The sequence below is a fragment of the Moorella sp. E306M genome (assembly GCF_006538385.1).
Taxonomy (GTDB): domain Bacteria; phylum Bacillota; class DSM-521; order Neomoorellales; family Neomoorellaceae; genus Neomoorella.
Genome location: NZ_BJKO01000001.1, coordinates 137424 through 155071, shown reverse-complemented (window position 1 = coordinate 155071; position 17648 = coordinate 137424). Strand labels below are relative to the sequence as shown.

Genomic DNA, 17648 nt, shown 5'->3' with positions numbered 1-17648 from the left:
TCGCCCCTTCCTCCATAGTATAACATGCCCCCAGGTGACTGGAAACTCCCTGCCCGGCTGTTCTTTTCTTCCAGGGACAGGCATAGACTGATGGTGATTTCGGAAGAAAGAAGGGACGAGGGGAATGCAGTCACGTCTTTGGTACCAGATGAGTCCTGACGAAGCCTTGCAGGTTTTGCAGTCAGACGGCCAACGGGGCCTGGCAGGGGCGGAAGCACGTCGGCGCCTGGAGGAAGCCGGTCCCAACCAGCTAAAGGCCAAACCGAAGGTACCGCCTTATATAATCTTCCTGAACCAGTTTCAAGATTTCATGGTCCTGGTGTTACTTGCGGCTACTGCTGTTTCGGCCTTTCTTGGGGAAATAGCCGATGCTATAACCATTGTGGCCATTGTGGTTATCAATGCCATCCTGGGCTTTATCCAGGAATACCGGGCCGAACGTTCCCTGGAAGCTTTAAAAGAAATGGCGGCGCCGGAGGCCCGGGTGCGGCGGGATAATGAGGTGCGGCGGGTACCGGCACGGGAGGTTGTCCCCGGCGATATTTTGCTCCTGGAAAGCGGCGACCGGGTGGCGGCCGATGCCCTGCTCTTAAAAGCCGTTAACCTCCAGGCCGATGAGGCGGCCCTCACCGGCGAGTCGGTTCCGGTCCATAAAGTGCCCGGTCCTCTGCGAGGACCGGTAGCCGTCGGCGACCGGCGCAATATGGTCCACCAGGGGACGGTGATCACCAGCGGCCGCGGCGAGGCTGTAGTGGTAGCCACAGGAATGAACACGGAAGTAGGGAAAATTGCCGGTCTGCTCCAGGAAGTGGAAGATGAAGATACTCCTTTACAAAAGCGCCTGGCTGCCTTAGGCCGCTGGCTGGTGCTGGCCTGCCTGGCTATCTGCGCTGCTGTGGTTAGCATCGGTACCTTCCGGGGCGAAGAATTGTATAGTATGTTCCTGGCCGGCGTAAGTCTAGCCGTGGCAGCCATCCCCGAGGGCCTGCCGGCCATTGTCACCGTATGCCTGGCCCTGGGGGTACAGAAGATGGTGCAGCGCCAGGCCATCATTCGCAAGCTGCCGGCCGTAGAGACCCTGGGATGTGTTACGGTGATTTGCTCGGACAAGACCGGGACCCTCACCCAGAACCAAATGACCGTGCGCCGGGTCTGGGCCGGCGGCAGAAGCCTAATGGTGAGCGGAACTGGATATATTCCCCAGGGTGAATACCTGGACCAGGGCCGGCGGGTGACCGTGGCAGGCGACCTTAAAATGCTGCTCAGCATTGCCGCCCTGTGCAACAACGCCGTCCTGCAGAAGGCCGGCCTGACCATTGGCGGCTGGCTGCGCCGGAACGGCGGCCGGGAGAGGGCCGGTGAGGGACCAAAGAACCGCAACAGCGGCAGCTGGAGTATCAGCGGCGATCCTACGGAAGGCGCCCTGCTGGTGGCAGCTGCCAAAGGTGGTCTCTGGCGGGAACGGCTGGAACGGGAAGAACCCCGGGTGGCCGAAATTCCCTTTGATTCCGGCCGCAAGCGCATGAGCGTCATCTGCCGGGCCGGCCGGGGCTTACGGGCTTATGTCAAAGGGGCCCCGGATGTGATCCTCGACCTCTGTGACCGGATCCTCGTGGACGGCAGGGTCCTGCCCCTGGATGCCGCCCGGCGCGAGCTCATCAGAGCCGAGAATGAGGCTATGGCCGGGCAGGCCCTGCGGGTCCTGGCCCTGGCTTACCGCGACCTGGAGGCGGGAGCGGAATTAAATGGAGAAACGGTAGAAAAGAACCTTATCCTGGTGGGCTTAATGGGTATGCTGGACCCGCCGCGGCCGGAAGCGGCAGCGGCCATCCGCGTCTGCCACCAGGCGGGAATTAAAGTGGTTATGATTACCGGCGACCACCAGGTAACGGCGCGGGCCGTGGCCAGGGAACTGGGACTGCCGGCAGGAGAAGGTCAGGTTTTAAACGGCCGGGAACTGGAAACGATGACCGATGCCGAGCTGGCCGGGGTGGCCCCGGAAATCAATGTTTACGCCCGGGTTTCGCCCCACCACAAGCTGCGCATCGTCCGGGCTTTAAAGGCCGGCGGCCATATTGTGGCCATGACCGGGGACGGGGTCAACGATGCTCCGGCCATTAAAGAGGCTGATATCGGCATTGCCATGGGCCGCAGCGGCACCGACGTGGCCAGGGAAGCCGCCGCCATGGTCCTGGCCGACGATAATTTCGCCACTATTGTGGCCGCCGTGGAAGAGGGCCGCGGCATTTATGATAATATCCGTAAATTTATCCGCTACCTGCTGTCCTGTAATATCGGGGAAGTATTTACCATGTTCGTGGCGGTTGTCAGCGGCCTGCCCCTGCCCCTCTTACCCATCCAGATTCTCTGGATGAACCTGGTTACCGACGGCCTGCCGGCCATGGCCCTGGGGGTGGACAACAAGGAGCCGGGCTTGATGCAGCGGCCGCCCCGACCGCCCGGAGAAAGTGTTTTCGCCCGTGGTTTGGGCAGGGGCATGGCCGTCCTGGGTCTCCAGATCGGCGTGGCCACCCTGGCCGTATTTATCCTGGGCCTGTACCTGGGCGATGGCGATTTACTCACCGCCCGCACCCTGTCCTTTACCACCCTGGTCATGGCCCAGCTCTTCGCCGTCTTTGAATGCCGTTCCGAACACCTTTCACCCTTTGCGGCAGGCTATTTTTCCAACCCCTACCTGGTGCTGGCCGTAGCCTGTTCAGCCGCCATGCAGCTCCTGGTACTTTACATACCCCTGCTCCAGGCCGTCTTTAAAACAGTACCTTTGAACTCCTTCCACTGGGGTATAGTTATCCTGGCAGCCGGATGGCGCACCATCCTCCAGGCCATATATTACTACCTGTTGGCCCCGGCCAGGCGCCTGGTGTGGCAGAGATAAAATAAAGGTGGTAAAAATTAAAGGGTAATGTTAAAATAAGAGCATCAAATGCCGTGAAAGATAAGGGTGATTGCCGTTGCATTTTGTCAAGATGCATGGCCTCGGGAATGATTTTGTCCTGGTAAACGCCCTGGAAGAAAAATTGCCGGGCGATTTAGCCGAACTTGCCCGGCGGGTCTGCCATCGCCGTTTTGGTATTGGCGCCGATGGCCTTATCCTGGTATTGCCTTCAGTCCGGGCGGACTTAAGGATGCGCATTTTTAATCCCGACGGCAGTGAGCCGGAGATGTGCGGCAATGGCATCCGCTGTTTTGCCCGCTATGCCTATGAAGCAGGGCTGGTCCGGGGACCGGTAATCCAGGTGGAAACCCTGGCCGGGATTATAAAGCCCCGGCTGATCCTCAAGGACGGTAAAGTAGCCGGCGTCCGGGTAGACATGGGCGAGCCCCGCCTGGAGCGGAGCCAGATTCCCATGGCCGGGGAAGGTTCCCCGGTGCTGGACGAGCCGGTGACGGTGGCCGGTACCACCTGGCGGGGAACCTGCGTGTCCATGGGAAACCCCCACTGCGTTTTTTTTGTTGCGGATGTGGAGGAGGCTCCCGTGACTACGGTAGGACCGGCGGTAGAAAACCATCCCCTCTTTCCCCAGCGCACCAACGTCGAGTTCATTGAGGTCCTGAACCCCGGCGAGCTAAAAATGCGCGTCTGGGAGCGGGGGGCCGGGGAGACCATGGCCTGCGGTACCGGCGCCTGCGCCGCTGCTGTTGCCGGGGCCCTCACCGGCCGCAGCAACCGGGAAGTGACGGTCCACCTGGCTGCCGGCGACCTGCAGATAGAATGGTCAAAGGATAATAATCATGTCTACATGACCGGACCGGCAGTAGAAGTCTTCCGGGGTGATTTCCCCCTTTCTGAGGACTAAAACCGCCACTGCAGGTGGCAGGTAATATCGTTTACCGAGGCAAAGCTTTTGAGCGGTGGGTGGCCCCCGCTTAAAAGATGCTATTCTGGTAAGGAGGATAAAATTAATGCAAGAAGCAAGGCGTATCCGTGAGTTACCACCCTACTTATTTGCCCGCATTGAGAAAAAAATAGAAGAGGCCCGGGAACGGGGAGTTGATATCATCAGCCTGGGTATCGGCGATCCTGATATGCCTACCCCGGCCCATGTCATAGAAAAACTGGTAGAGCAGGCCCATAACCCTGAAAACCACCGCTATCCCACTTCGGTAGGGATGCTCTCTTTTCGCCAGGCCGTGGCCGATTGGTATCGTAAACTTTACAATGTGGACCTTGATCCCCGCCGGGAAGTAGTAACCCTCATTGGGTCCAAAGAGGGTATCGCCCATATCTCCTTCTGCTACGTTGACCCCGGCGATATCAATCTGGTACCCGACCCCGGCTATCCCGTCTACAATATCGGCACCCTGCTGGCCGGCGGGGAATCCTACTTTATGCCTCTTACGGCAGCCAACGGCTTTTTACCCGATCTCAGGGATATTCCTAGCGATGTCGCCCGCCGGGCCAAGCTGATGTTTATCAATTACCCCAATAACCCTACCGGCGCCGTAGCAGACTTAAAATTTTTCCAGGAAGTGGTTGAGTTCGCTAAAAACTATGATCTTATTGTCTGCCATGATGCCGCCTATAGCGAAATTACCTACGACGGCTACCGCGCCCCTTCCTTCCTGCAGGCTCCCGGAGCTAAAGACGTCGGTATTGAGTTTAACTCCGTATCCAAACCCTACAATATGACCGGCTGGCGCCTGGGCTGGGCCTGCGGCCGCGCTGATGTCATCGAAGCCCTGGGACGGCTCAAGTCCAACATTGACTCCGGGGTCTTCCAGGCCGTCCAGTATGCCGGCATTGCCGCCCTGACGGGGCCCCAGGAAGGTCTTGACGAGGTACGGCGCATTTACCAGGAGCGGCGGGACATCATCGTTGACGGTCTTAACTCCCTGGGCTGGCAGCTGGAGAAGCCCAAAGCTACTTTCTATGTCTGGGCGCCGGTACCCAGGGGCTATACTTCGGCCGAGTTTGCCGAGATGGTCCTGGAAAAAGCCGGCGTGATTATAACTCCGGGTAACGGCTATGGCAGCTATGGCGAAGGTTATTTCCGCATTGCTTTGACTATCAGCAAAGAACGCATGCAGGAAGCCATTGAACGCCTGCGGCGGGCTTTAGGTAAAGTAGAGTTTTAGAAGGAGCAGGCCATGCTGAACAGTATGACTGGTTACGGCCGGGGTGAAGCCAGGGGCGCCGGCAGGACGGTTACCGTAGAGATCCGGGCCGTAAACCAGCGTTTCCTGGATGTGGTAATCCGACTGCCCCGCCTTTATACAGCCCTGGAAGAAAAGATACGCCAGGTTATTAAAAATAGCCTCAGCAGGGGCCGCGTCGAAGTAATGGTGAGCATTAGCGAAGAAAATGGGGAGAAACGGCCGCTAACCGTTGACATGGGCCTGGCAATGGCGTATTATAATGCCTTGAAGGAATTGGCGCAAAATCTGGCTATTCCGGCGGATATTACCGCCGAAAAGCTGTTAGCTATACCAGAGGTCGTTAAAGTTGCCGAACCGGAATGGGACGAGGCCACCCTCTGGCCGGTAGTAGCCGGGGCTTTAGAAAAAGCCGTAGAGAACTTGCTGGCCATGCGGCGGGCCGAAGGGCAACGCCTGCAGGCCGACCTGGAAGAACGGGTGGCGTATGTGCGCCGGCAGGTGGAAGCCATCCGGGAACGGGCGCCGGAAGTACCTCGGGAGTATGCCCGGCGTCTTAAAGAGCGGGTTGCCGAACTAAGCGGGGGCATACCCCTTGATCCCGGGCGCCTGGAGATGGAGGTAGCCCTGCTGGCCGAAAAGGCCGATATCACCGAGGAAATCGTCCGCCTTTTAAGTCACCTGGAGCAAATGGCCACGGCCATGGCCGGTACGGAACCGGCCGGGAGGCGGCTGGATTTTATCCTGCAGGAAATGTGGCGGGAAATAAATACCATCGGATCCAAGGCCGGTGATCTGGCCATAAGTAACCTGGTAGTAGCGGTTAAGGGCGAACTGGAGAAGATGCGCGAACAGGTCCAGAACGTGGAGTAGGTAAAGGAGGGGGAGTATGGACATCAAATTAATTAATATTGGCTTTGGCAACATTGTTTCCGCCCGGCGCATAGTAGCCATTGTCAGCCCCGAGTCCGCACCCATTAAACGAATTATCCAGGAAGCCCGCGACCGCGGCAGGTTAATTGATGCCACCTATGGCCGCCGGACCAGGGCGGTGATTATCACTGACAGCGATCATATCATCCTGTCGGCAGTCCAGCCGGAAACAGTGGCCCATCGCCTTTCCTCCCGGGAAGCTATCAATACAAGTGATGAAGCGGAAGAGTAAGCTTGTATTTACCGGGAGGCCTGGTTTTCTATAAATAAGTATTTCCCAGCAGGTGTTTTTATCTTTTCAGGAGGAAGGAATATTGAAACAGCCATCCCTTGATAAACTGGAAAAGAGAGTTGGCAGCAAATACGCCCTGGCGGTCCTGGCCGCCAAGAGGGCGCGGTCGCTGACAGAAGGACAATTTGCCGATTTGTACCCCAAGGGGACCAAGCCGGTAACGGTAGCCCTCATGGAAATTGCTGAGGGCAAAATAAAATACGAGTGGGGTAAAAAGAAAGCGTGAAGTTTTTAGAGGGGAAAACCATCCTTCTGGGAGTCTGCGGCGGCATTGCCGCCTACAAGGCAGCCGAGCTCTGCCGGCTTTTGGTTCAGGAAGGAGCTACCGTACGGGTGATCATGACGGCAGGGGCAAGGGAGTTTATTAGCCCCCTGACCTTCAGCACCCTGACGGGGCAACCGGCCCTGACGGCAATTTTCGGGGCCGGGAGCGATGGTCCCTTGACCCATATTGATCTGGCCAACAAAGCGGATCTTTTTGTCGTCGCCCCGGCGACGGCCAATATACTGGCCAAGCTGGCCGCCGGCCTGGCTGATGATCTCCTGAGTACAACGGCCCTGGCCGTGAACTGTCCCACCCTGGTGGCTCCGGCCATGAATGTCAACATGTATGCTAAAGCCGCCGTGCAGGAAAATCTGGCAACATTAAAACGGCGCGGCTGGGGCATTATTGAACCCGAGGAAGGCTTCCTGGCCTGCGGTACCACGGGAAAAGGGCGACTGGCCAGTTTAGAGCGTATTGTCGCGGCCTGCCGGCGAGCCCTGGCACCTCAGGATTACCAGGACCTGGCAGTATTGGTGACTGCCGGCGGTACGAAGGAACCCCTGGACCCGGTAAGGTACATAGGTAATTATAGCTCCGGTAAGATGGGCTATGCCCTGGCCCGGGCAGCCTGGGAGCGGGGTGCCAGGGTGACGCTAATCACTGCCAGCCCGCTGCCCCCACCACCTGAGGTAGAAGTAGTGCGGGTGCAGACGGCAGACGAAATGCTGGCCGCTCTGGAGGAGCGTTTTAAAGGAGCAGATATAGTCCTGAAGGCTGCCGCGGTTGCCGATTTCCGGCCGGTGGCTCAAGCGGCGCAGAAGATCAAAAAAGGGTCTAAAAAGAAACTAACCCTTGAGCTGGAACCGACGGTCGATATCCTGGCTTCCTTAAGCAGGATGAAAGAAAGACAAATATTGGTCGGTTTTGCCGCGGAAACTGAGGACCTGCTGGCGAACGCCAGGCAAAAGCTCCAGGACAAGAAGTTAGATTTAATCGTAGCCAATGATGTTACCCGGCCCGGGGCAGGATTTGACAGCGAAACAAATATTGTCACTCTGCTTTTTCCTGACGGGGGCAAGCAACAATTACCGCAGCTGTCCAAGCTGGAAGTGGCCCACCGCATCCTGGATGCTGTCAAAACCCTGCCACGCTTTCAGGGAAGGGGAACAGGGCCGGAAAGGGAGGAATGAAGAAATGGCACGCAAGTTATTTACTTCCGAATCGGTAACAGAAGGGCATCCTGATAAAATAGCCGACCGTATTGCCGACGCCGTCCTGGATGCCATTTATGAAAAGGATCCCCTGGCCAGGGTGGCCTGTGAGTGTCTGGTCAGTACTGGCCTGGTTCTGGTGGCCGGGCAGATAACAACCGATTGCTATGTGGATATACCGAGGGTGGCCCGGGAAACCATCCGCGAGATTGGCTACACCAGAGCGAAATTTGGCTTTGACTGCGATACCTGTGCCGTGATCACCTCCATTGATGAGCAGTCGCCGGATATTGCCATGGGCGTCAATGAAGCCTGGGAGAAAAAGGAGGGGGTGGCCAGGGATGAGCTGGAGACTCTGGGTGCCGGTGACCAGGGGATGATGTTTGGCTATGCTACCCTGGAGACACCGGAGTATATGCCCATGCCCATTGCCCTGGCCCATAAACTAACACGCCGGCTGGCTGAGGTGCGCAAAGAAAGGATCTTGCCCTATTTACGGCCGGACGGCAAGGCCCAGGTGACGGTGGAGTATGAAGACGGCCGGCCGGTAAGGGTGGATACGGTTGTTATTTCTACCCAGCACCGACCCGATATCGATATGGCGGCCTTAAGGGACGACATCCTGGAAACCGTCATCAAACCGGTTATTCCGGCGGAGATGCTGGATAACCGGACGAGATACTTTATTAACCCCACGGGGCGTTTTGTCATCGGCGGTCCCCAGGGCGATACGGGCCTCACCGGCCGCAAGATTATTGTCGATACCTATGGTGGCATGGCCCGCCACGGCGGCGGCGCCCTTTCCGGCAAGGACCCCACCAAGGTGGACCGCTCGGCTGCCTATGCCGCCCGCTATGTGGCTAAAAACGTGGTGGCAGCCGGACTGGCCGAACGCTGCGAGGTGCAGGTGGCTTATGCCATCGGTGTGGCCCGGCCGGTATCCATCAGTGTGGAAACCTATGGAACAGGCAGGATCAGCGACGAGCGGCTGGTAGAATTGATCCAGGCCCACTTTGACCTGCGGCCTGGGGCCATTATTCGCGACCTGGATTTACGCCGGCCTATCTACAAGCCAGTATCTGTCTACGGCCACTTCGGCCGGCCTGATCTGGACCTACCCTGGGAACGCCTGGACAAGGTAGAAGCCCTGCGGGAGGCTGCCGGGCTATAGCCACGGTCCCCGGCCTTGTTCACCGGGAGCAGGTCCGTCAATGCTTAAAAGGATAATCATTACTGCAGTTTTGGTAGTTATTATAACTACAGGGTTGATGTACGGTTACATTGAGTGGTATGGGCGAAACTTAGAGGCCGAAAGTGCCGATGTGATCATCGTGCTGGGTGCCGCCGTTTGGCAGAATGGTCCCAGCCCGGCTTTGCTGGAACGGATTTCCCTGGCCGAAGATCTCTTTCGCAGGGGATATGCGCCGGCGATAATAACGACGGGCGGTACCGGTACCTTTAATCCAACACCCGAGGGTACCGCCGCCCGCTTAACCTTAATCGCCCGCGGCGTACCCCCTGAAGTAGTTCATGAAGAAGTTAAATCACGTAATACCAGAGAGAACCTCGACGAGGCCAGAAAAATCATGCTCAAGTACGGGTGGCAGAAAGCTATTATTGTCACCCACGATTACCACTTGCTGCGAGCAATCACCGAAGCCCGGCGGCTGGGCATAGAGGCTTCAGGTGCCGGGGTTCACAGGACGACCATGTTTCGACCACCGCTTGTGTTGCGGGAGGTACTAGCAAATCTGGTAAGATTGATTGTCTGAGGCAGAACCGCCTGTGCTGGTATCAGGCCGGACAGGGTGCGTGAAAGGGATGCAGTATTGATTTCCCGGCTTGGCGGTGTTATAATATCACCTGTGATAAATGCTGATGTGGCTCAGTGGTAGAGCAGCGCACTCGTAATGCGCAGGTCGAGGGTTCGAATCCCTCCATCAGCTCCAGGAATATCAAGGCCTCCGAGGTTTGACCCGGAGGCCGTTTTCCTAATTGTTGCCTTTCTTTTTCATTATCCCGATCTTGCGGCCGACAACAGTTGGCCAGGATCCCACCACATGCCTTGTATAGTTTGGGTAACAAAACATCTGCCGGGGTAAGCTACATCTTAAGTGATCCCAGTAGCAGTTTTTTTGCCATGAAAAAGGCTGTTGACCCACTATTTGTCAACAGCCTTTGATGTGTTTGCAATGCTAAGTGATACCCATGGTCATGATATTCAAGTTAGGGGTCCACTTGCACCGGTTCAATTTCAATAGCACAAATACGGCCTACAGGAATTATGATTTTCCTCATGATCTGTTTATCAACGAGTTGACCACCGCTGAAAACCTTCATGAAGAGGCAATCGCCCGGCGCTGGAAGCAGAACTGCAAAATTAAAGACAAAAAATAATTTGGATCCGTTTATAACTTTTTTGCAACAATCTCCACACTCGAATTCAATGCCAATTTTTTTGTCTCCGTTGAGTTGCATTTCGTTGAGGGCGGCCTCCAGCCCTTCCAATGCGGGGTCCTTTTCGGATGAACCCTCTTTAATCTTGTCAAAAATTGTGTTCAACTCAGCTTCTTGAGACATGGGGATCGCTCCTCCTTTTATTCTTTGATAATATATTATGGCTTCATACGAAAAAGGTTCCATATTAAGCCAAATAAATTAGGCTAGGTTTGCCAGAAGCTTAGATCGTCCGAAAGGAAAAATTATGCAAATTCTGCCGATAGATCTAAGGTTGTATTTTCCATCATTAAGTTTTACAATAAGGTTAGAGGTAAAGCAAAAGAAAGGTGAGGGTTAATGCCGACGGTGAAGATTTCCGCTAAGGGGCAAGTGGTTATCCCTGCTCATTTACGCCAAAAATATGGCCTGCAGGCGCCGGGACGGGCCATAATCACAGAGAAGGAAGGTCAAATCATTATTACCCCTGCCCCGGCCGACCCGGTTAGAGGTGCGCGAGGCATGTTGAAAGCAAAACAATCATTGACAAAAACCCATGCTGCCTATAAGCGGGAAGAACGTAAATTAGAGGAAGACCATGAACGGTAGTTCCCATAAAAATTTTGTCCTTGACGCTTATGCCGTCATTTGTTACCTGGAAGACGAAATCGGTGCTGAGGAAGTAGCTCTGCTGCTAAAAAAAGCCGGGGATCACACCGTGCGGCTATTCATGACGTGGATAAATTTAGGTGAAGTATATTACCGGGTACACCGGAAATATGGGGAAATAGAAGCTGAAAGGGTACTGGAAACGGTTAAAGACTGGCCGGTAGAGTTTTTGGCAGGTGACGAAGATTTAACGCTGGTGGCCGCCAGAGTAAAGGCTTCGTATGCACTGTCTTATGCCGACGCCTATGCCATTGCTGCGGCGTTAAAAAATAATGCTTCTATAGTGACGGGTGATCCGGAAATTAAGAATGCCAGTGTTAAAATGGGTTTTCCTTTAACTTGGCTGGGACAGAGTAATCCAGAGTAATCCCTTACCCCTTGTTAGGGTTTTAGCTTATAAAGTTATACTGAACTCGTAATGCCCAGGTCAAGACGTGGGAGCAGGAAAAACATGGCCCGGTGCCGAACTAACCTTGAACAGAAAGGCAAGCGGTTGAAGAGGCGATAGATTTGCAGGCTTCCCTACTGCGAGAGCTGGCAAGGATTGTCGGGAAGGAGCGGGTGCAGGCGTCACCGGAAGACCTCCTTTGTTATTCTTACGATGGTACCTTTGTGGCCTGCAGGCCGGATGTCATGGTTAAACCGGTTAGTACCGAACAGGTGGCCCGGGTCTTGGAATTTGCTTACCGGGAGGGGATCCCGGTCCACCCCCGCGGCGCCGGCACGGGCTTGAGCGGCGGGTCGGTGCCCCGGGGCGGGGGCATAGCCCTGGTAATGACGGCTATGAACAACATTTATGAGATTAACCCCGAGGACATGCTGGCCGTAGCAGATCCGGGGGTAATTACCGCTCAACTGCACCGGGCGGTAGAAGAAAAGGGGCTTTTCTATCCCCCGGACCCCGGCAGCGCGGAAGTTTGCACCCTGGGTGGCAACGTTGCCGAGTGCGCGGGGGGGCCCCGCGCCCTCAAGTATGGCGTCACCAGAGACTACATCCTGGGCCTGGAAGTGGTGCTGGCCGGCGGCCGGGTAATCCGTCTGGGAGGCCGGACCGTTAAAAACGTCACCGGCTATGACCTTTGCCGGCTGTTTACCGGCTCTGAAGGGACCCTGGGGGTCATCACCAAAATTACCCTGCGTCTTATACCCAAGCCCCCGGCCGTCAAAACCATCCTGGCAGCCTTTAAAGACCTGGTGCAGACAGGTGAAGCAGTAAACGCTATCCTTAGCGCCGGCATCATACCGAGGACCCTGGAGATTATGGACAGTATATCCATCGCCATTGTAGAACAGTTCAGCCCGTGCGGTTTACCCCGGGAAGCAGCAGCCGTGCTCCTTATCGAGACTGATGGAGACAGGGAGCAGGCTCAAAGGGACGCTGAAAAGGTGGTAGCGGTTCTGGAAGAAATAGGAGCTACTCAAATCAGATTGGCCGCTGATGCCAGGGAAGCAGGAGAATTATGGCGGGCACGACGGGCAGTTTCCCCGGCCATAACCCGGATTAAACCCACCAAAATTTCTGAGGATGCTACTGTCCCCCGCAGCCAGGTGCCGGCCATGATCCGGAGGCTGGGACAAATTCGGGAAAAATACCAGATTGACCTGGTAATTTTTGGCCATGCCGGTGACGGCAACCTCCACCCCAACATAGCCTGCGACAGCAGGGATGCCGGAGAAATGCTGCGGGTGGAAAAAGCTATTGCGGAAATCTTCCAGGCCGCTTTAGAACTGGGGGGAACCCTTTCGGGAGAACACGGCATCGGCCTTCTCAAGGCACCTTTTCTTATGACAGAACTGGGAGAGGCCGGCTACCAGGTCATGCGGGATATTAAGAGGTCGCTGGATCCGAAAAACATCCTGAACCCCCACAAAATTTTCTCCGGGTGAAAGGCCAACTCTGGTGCGGCTCCTTATGGGATACTGCAAATCTTAAATCATGTTTAACCCCAGCTGCTCCAGGGAGGTTTGAATGGGGGAACGACCGGCTCTAAATCATGCATTCACCAAGGGGAACAAATCTGCTATAATGTCTGCGGTGGATCAGTTAACCAGGAGGGGGTCGAGTTGGCGAATTTGCTGGTAGAAGTAGCCGTCAGCTCGGCCCCTGTTTACACCCGGCTTCCATGCTGGGCGAGGATGGAAAATAACAATGGAACACTAACCTACCAGGTGTCGCCGGAGCTGTCTTCCCAGGTAAAAGAAGGCTCCCTGGTCCTGGTCACGGTGGGCAAGCAGCTGGCCACAGGAGTGGTAGTCGCCCTGCCTGATAAAGCGAACCGGACCAGGTTAAAAGCCATCAAGGCAGTCCTGGAAAGGGATTTTCTGCCGCCGGGGATGATAGAACTTGGCCGCTACCTGGCCGAGCGTTATTTCTGTTCCCTGGCTGCGGCTATCAATGCCCTCCTGCCGCCGACGACAGGCCGGCGCTTAGAGCGCCGGTGGTGCTGGCTACCAGCTCCGGGAGGCGAAACGGAAGAGGCGTTAAACCTGGCTAACTGCCTGCCTGCGCCGGCCGGAGCCGTGGCCGCCTACCTGGCCAGCCGCCGGGAAGCCGGGGAAGGCCAGTTACAGCAGTTTGGCCGCCGGCAGGAGCTTAGTGGAGTTTTAACCGCTTTAAAATCCCACGGCCTGATCCGGGAAGAGTGGTCCTGGCGCGGGGCACCCCGCGAGAGGCGGACCCGGTGGGTAGCAGCCGGGGAAAGAGCGGCAGCGGGAATAGAAGCTCTGATAAAAAAAGCACCGCGCCAGGCGGCCATCCTGAAGGCCCTCCTGGACGGCGGCCCCCAGCCGGTTGCCAGCCTTGCTGCCGGGGGAGGATATGCCGCCCTCAAGCGCCTGGAAGAACAAGGTTTAATTGAAATTACCCCGTCACCACCCGGGGATAAGAAGGAGACATGTCCTCAAATCAAACTTAATGCGGCTCAGGAAGAAGCCGCAGGGATTATCAATGCCGCCCTGGGACGGGGGGGAACCTTTTTACTCCACGGTGTTACCGGTAGCGGCAAAACCGAGGTTTACTTGCGCTGTGCCGCAGAGGCCCTGGCAAAGGGTTACCAGGTCTTGTTCCTGGTTCCGGAACATTCCCTGATCCCCCAGATGGTGACCCGGATAAGGCAAAGGCTGGGGGAGAAGGTGGCCGTTGTTCACGGGGAACTGGCTGCCGGTGAAAGGGCGACCGTTTGGGAGCAGGCCCGCCGGGGGGAAATCCAGATTATCACCGGTAGCCGGTCGGCCCTTTTTACCCCCCTGCCGCGGCTGGGGCTCATCATCGTTGATGAAGAACACGCCGGCAGTTACAAGCAGGATACCGCGCCCCGCTATGACGCGCGCGAGGTCGCCATCAAGCGGGGGCAGTTGGAAGGAGCGGTGGTGGTTCTGGGGAGTGCCACCCCCAGTACTGAGATATTTTACCTGGCCCGGCAGGGGAAAATACAGTTGTTACAGCTGCCCCGGCGGGCGGGGAATGTAAGCCTGCCCCGGGTGGAAATAGTTGATTTGCGGGCTGAATTCCGGGCCGGCCATCAGGGTATTTTAAGCCGGCGGCTGGAAGAGGGGATAACTACCGCCCTGGCAGCGGGACAGCAGGCCATTCTCTTTTTAAACCGCCGGGGCTATGCCCACCATATCCTTTGCCGCCAATGCGGCCATGTTCCTTTATGCAGGCACTGTGCCGTGGCCCTGACCTATCACCGGGACGGTACCCTGCGCTGCCATTATTGCGGCTATGTGGAAAAGGCATTAGCCAGTTGCCCGGTATGCGGTAGTACCCTGGTACGTTTAGGTTCCGGCACCCAGCGGGTGGAAGAAGAAGCGCGAGCTTTATGGCCCGGGGCCAGAATCTTAAGGGCCGATGGAGATACTACAGCCAGGAAGGGCCAGTGGGAAAAGATCTACCGCACCTTTGCTGACGGACAGGCCGATATTCTTATCGGTACGCAGACCATTACCAAAGGTATGGATTTTCCTGGTGTTACCCTGGTGGGTGTGGTTAACGCCGATTTATCCCTGTACCAGCCGGACTTTCGCGCCCGGGAACGTACCTTTCAGCTGTTAACCCAGGTAGCCGGCCGGGCTGGCCGCCGGACCGGCATAGGGGAAGTCATTATTCAAACTTATAACCCCCACGACCCGGCCATTACCCTGGCCGCGACCCAGGATTATCACAAGTTTTACGAACAGGAGATAGCTATGCGCCGCAGCTTAAGCTATCCTCCCTTTATAAAATTGGTGCGTCTGGGTTTTACCGGTCCGGACGAAGCCAGGGTTATAGAAACCGCCCATGAGGTGGCCGGATTAATTAACAGTAAAGGCGGCAAGATCCAGGTTCTGGGTCCGGCTCCGGGGTACCCGTCCCGGGTTAAGGATCATTACCGCTGGCAGCTGATGCTCAAGGTGCCCGGCTGGTCGCGGTATAAAGGCCACCTGGCTGCAAGCCTGGCGGCATACCGCAACCGCCATAATGTCCGTATGATAGTAGATGTAGGACCCATTAATCCTTGGTAAAAGGCAGGAGGCAAAGAGGTTGGCAATTCACCAGATTTTAATCCACCCTGACCCCATCTTGCGGGAAAAGTCGCAGGCGGTAAAAAAAATTACCCCTAATATCTGGAAACTTTTGGATAACCTGGCCGATACCATGTATGATGCTCCCGGGGTGGGCCTGGCGGCCCCCCAGATTGGCGTCTTAAAGCGGGTTATTGTCGTTGACGTAGGGGAAGGGTTGATCGAGCTGATTAATCCGGAAATAATAGCAGCCAGGGGAAAGGATGTAGGCCCGGAAGGGTGTCTGAGCGTCCCCGGGGCCCAGGGGGAAGTACCACGGGCGGCCGCCGTAACCGTGCGGGGCCTCGACCGTCATGGCCGGGAGAGGGAAATCAAAGCGGAAGGTCTCCTGGCGCGTGCCCTGCAGCACGAGATTGACCACCTGGACGGGGTGCTCTTTATCGATAAAGTCGTGCGTTGGCTGGAAAATAATCCTGAGGAGCGGTAAACATGCGCCTTGTATTTATGGGTACGCCCGAATTTGCCGTACCATCCCTGAAAGCCCTGCTTAATTCCGGTCATGAAATCACCGGGGTGGTTACCCAGCCAGACCGTCCCCGGGGCCGGGGGAAAAAACTCCAGCCGCCACCGGTTAAGGAGGCGGCGGCAGCAGCGGGACTACTGGTAAGCCAGCCAGTAAATATGAAAGAAGGGGAATTCTTAACCAGGCTCAAGCAGTGGCAGCCCGAAGTCATTGTGGTCGTTGCCTTTGGTCGTATCCTACCGCGGGAGATTTTGGACCTGCCATTGAAGGGTTGTATCAACCTGCACGCTTCCCTCTTACCTCGCTACCGGGGGGCAGCCCCCATCCACCGGGCGGTAATGAACGGTGAAACAGAAACCGGCGTCACCACCATGTGGATGGCACCCCAATTAGACGCCGGTGACATTATCCTCCAGGAGAAGCTACCCATTGGGCCGGATGCTACCACCGGGGAAATCCACGACCGGCTGGCCGTCATGGGTGCAGAGCTCCTGGAACATACTCTGGACCTGGTGGCCGCCGGCCGGGCTCCCCGGCAGCCCCAGGATGAAGCCCTGGCCACCTACGCGCCCCCCCTTAAACCGGAAGAAGAGATGATTAACTGGGCGCAGCCGGCAGATAATATCTATAACCTTATTCGCGGCTTGAACCCCTGGCCGGGGGCCTACACCCTGCGGGCCGGCGAACGCCTGAAGGTATATGGTGCCAGGATTTTAGATGCAGCAACTACCGGAGTACCGGGCCGGGTGGTGGCGGTAACGGGTGAAGGTTTTGTCGTTCAAGCGGGTAGAGGCAGGCTTCTCATTACCGCCGTCCAGCCCCAGGGCAAAAGGATTATGCCGGCGGATGCCTACCTGCGGGGTTATCCCCTGGCCACGGGGGAGGTGCTGGGATGCGTATAAAAAAACGCCTTTTTATCGGTCTCCTGGCCCTGAGCCTTTTATTTATAACTGCCGTGCTGGCAGGTAGCTGGTATCTCCTGGTTAACCATACCAGTTTTCTCAATCGTCTCCTTCTAGTGCTGGGTTTTTTTACCCTGGCAGTCCTCTTCCTCATCATTGCCCTGGGAATCGGCGGGCTGGTATTGATCCTCTGGCAGGAACGCAGCCGGCCCTTCCTCCAGCGCCTGGGCTTAATAGCCGTCAATACCCTTTTTCCCGTGGCCCTGGCCCTGGGCAGGCGCCTGGGGGTTAAGGCAGAAACCATTAAAGCCTCGTTTATTGAGATGAACAACCAGCTAGTACGCCTGCAGGGTCTCCTGATCGAACCCGGGAAGATCCTCCTCCTGGCTCCCCACTGCCTGCAGTGGAGCGGTTGTCCCCATAAAATCACAGTTGACGTCTATAACTGTCGCCGCTGTGGCCGCTGCCCCATTGATTCCCTTCATGCCCTGGCCGAAAGATACGGTGTCCGCCTCGCCGTGGCTACCGGAGGTACTCTGGCCCGGCACTTTGTTAAACAGTACCGGCCGCGGGCGGTAGTGGCCATTGCCTGCGAGCGTGATTTAACCAGTGGCATCCAGGATACCCAACCTATGCCTGTCCTGGGGGTTTTAAACTCAAGGCCCCACGGCCCCTGCCTCAATACCCAGGTTAATTTAAACCAGGTAGAGCAAGCCATCCAGTTTTTCCTGTACGGCAAAACAATCAGCCAGCCCCAGGTACGCAGTGAAGGCTGGGGAGTTGGTAGCAGTGTGTAGAG

The 17648-nt window shown here is 56.5% G+C and carries 17 protein-coding genes and 1 tRNA gene; 17 read left to right on the top strand and 1 reads right to left on the bottom strand.

Features of this window, described 5'->3' with window-relative positions; translation table 11 throughout:
• The first annotated feature begins 124 nt into the window (after positions 1–124).
• The 10 genes from FLZ89_RS00770 (at position 125) to FLZ89_RS00725 (ending at position 9765) form a co-directional block, all read left to right on the top strand.
• Positions 125–2896, top strand: coding sequence for a cation-translocating P-type ATPase (locus tag FLZ89_RS00770; protein WP_141304111.1), 2772 nt, complete (start codon positions 125–127; stop codon positions 2894–2896).
• A gap of 76 nt (positions 2897–2972) precedes the next feature.
• Entirely contained in the window at positions 2973–3818 is an 846-nt protein-coding gene (dapF, locus tag FLZ89_RS00765) for a diaminopimelate epimerase (RefSeq protein WP_141304110.1), read from the top strand.
• A gap of 106 nt (positions 3819–3924) precedes the next feature.
• On the top strand, positions 3925–5097 hold the full coding sequence (locus FLZ89_RS00760; protein ID WP_141264184.1) for an LL-diaminopimelate aminotransferase: 1173 nt from the start codon (positions 3925–3927) through the stop codon (positions 5095–5097).
• Positions 5098–5109: 12 nt separating this feature from the next.
• Positions 5110–5988 carry a YicC/YloC family endoribonuclease gene (locus FLZ89_RS00755; RefSeq protein WP_141304109.1) on the top strand — a complete coding sequence of 293 codons (879 nt, stop codon included), beginning with the start codon at positions 5110–5112 and terminating at the stop codon, positions 5986–5988.
• Between the two features lie 16 nt (positions 5989–6004).
• On the top strand, positions 6005–6280 hold the full coding sequence (gene remA / locus FLZ89_RS00750) for an extracellular matrix/biofilm regulator RemA (RefSeq protein ID WP_141264186.1): 276 nt from the start codon (positions 6005–6007) through the stop codon (positions 6278–6280).
• Positions 6281–6362: 82 nt separating this feature from the next.
• On the top strand, positions 6363–6566 hold the full coding sequence (gene rpoZ / locus FLZ89_RS00745; protein ID WP_141264187.1) for a DNA-directed RNA polymerase subunit omega: 204 nt from the start codon (positions 6363–6365) through the stop codon (positions 6564–6566).
• Positions 6563–7795, top strand: coding sequence for a bifunctional phosphopantothenoylcysteine decarboxylase/phosphopantothenate--cysteine ligase CoaBC (gene coaBC / locus FLZ89_RS00740; RefSeq protein ID WP_141304108.1), 1233 nt, complete (start codon positions 6563–6565; stop codon positions 7793–7795). The genes rpoZ and coaBC overlap by 4 nt, the downstream gene beginning before the upstream one ends.
• A 4-nt stretch (positions 7796–7799) precedes the next feature.
• Positions 7800–8987, top strand: coding sequence for a methionine adenosyltransferase (metK, locus tag FLZ89_RS00735; protein ID WP_141304107.1), 1188 nt, complete (start codon positions 7800–7802; stop codon positions 8985–8987).
• A 40-nt stretch (positions 8988–9027) separates the two neighbouring features.
• Complete coding sequence (locus tag FLZ89_RS00730) at positions 9028–9588, top strand: YdcF family protein (protein WP_141304106.1); 561 nt, start codon at positions 9028–9030, stop codon at positions 9586–9588.
• A gap of 102 nt (positions 9589–9690) precedes the next feature.
• A tRNA-Thr gene (locus FLZ89_RS00725) sits at positions 9691–9765 on the top strand.
• Between the two features lie 277 nt (positions 9766–10042).
• Here FLZ89_RS00725 and FLZ89_RS00720 read toward each other — a convergent pair.
• Complete coding sequence (locus tag FLZ89_RS00720) at positions 10043–10396, bottom strand: hypothetical protein (RefSeq protein WP_141264191.1); 354 nt, start codon at positions 10394–10396, stop codon at positions 10043–10045.
• A 216-nt stretch (positions 10397–10612) separates the two neighbouring features.
• Between FLZ89_RS00720 and FLZ89_RS00715 the strand changes: the two genes are divergently transcribed.
• The 7 genes from FLZ89_RS00715 to FLZ89_RS00685 all read left to right on the top strand — a co-directional run bounded on the left by FLZ89_RS00715 (position 10613) and on the right by FLZ89_RS00685 (position 17646).
• A complete protein-coding gene (locus FLZ89_RS00715) occupies positions 10613–10861 on the top strand; it encodes an AbrB/MazE/SpoVT family DNA-binding domain-containing protein (protein ID WP_141264192.1) in 249 nt (82 codons plus the stop codon).
• A complete protein-coding gene (locus FLZ89_RS00710; protein WP_141304105.1) occupies positions 10851–11288 on the top strand; it encodes a type II toxin-antitoxin system VapC family toxin in 438 nt (145 codons plus the stop codon). The genes FLZ89_RS00715 and FLZ89_RS00710 overlap by 11 nt, the downstream gene beginning before the upstream one ends.
• 143 nt (positions 11289–11431) lie before the next feature.
• Entirely contained in the window at positions 11432–12808 is a 1377-nt protein-coding gene (locus tag FLZ89_RS00705; RefSeq protein WP_141304104.1) for an FAD-binding oxidoreductase, read from the top strand.
• 177 nt (positions 12809–12985) lie between these two features.
• Positions 12986–15424 (top strand): replication restart helicase PriA, encoded by a 2439-nt coding sequence (gene priA / locus FLZ89_RS00700; protein WP_141264195.1) that lies wholly within the window; start codon positions 12986–12988, stop codon positions 15422–15424.
• 19 nt (positions 15425–15443) lie between these two features.
• Positions 15444–15911, top strand: coding sequence for a peptide deformylase (gene def / locus FLZ89_RS00695; protein ID WP_141304103.1), 468 nt, complete (start codon positions 15444–15446; stop codon positions 15909–15911).
• Between the two features lie 2 nt (positions 15912–15913).
• Positions 15914–16849 (top strand): methionyl-tRNA formyltransferase, encoded by a 936-nt coding sequence (fmt, locus tag FLZ89_RS00690; protein ID WP_141264197.1) that lies wholly within the window; start codon positions 15914–15916, stop codon positions 16847–16849.
• The gene (locus FLZ89_RS00685) at positions 16840–17646 is read left to right on the top strand and encodes a DUF116 domain-containing protein (protein WP_141264198.1); all 807 of its coding nucleotides are present in this window, start codon (positions 16840–16842) and stop codon (positions 17644–17646) included. Before fmt ends, FLZ89_RS00685 begins: the two co-directional genes overlap by 10 nt.
• The last annotated feature ends 2 nt before the right edge of the window (positions 17647–17648 follow it).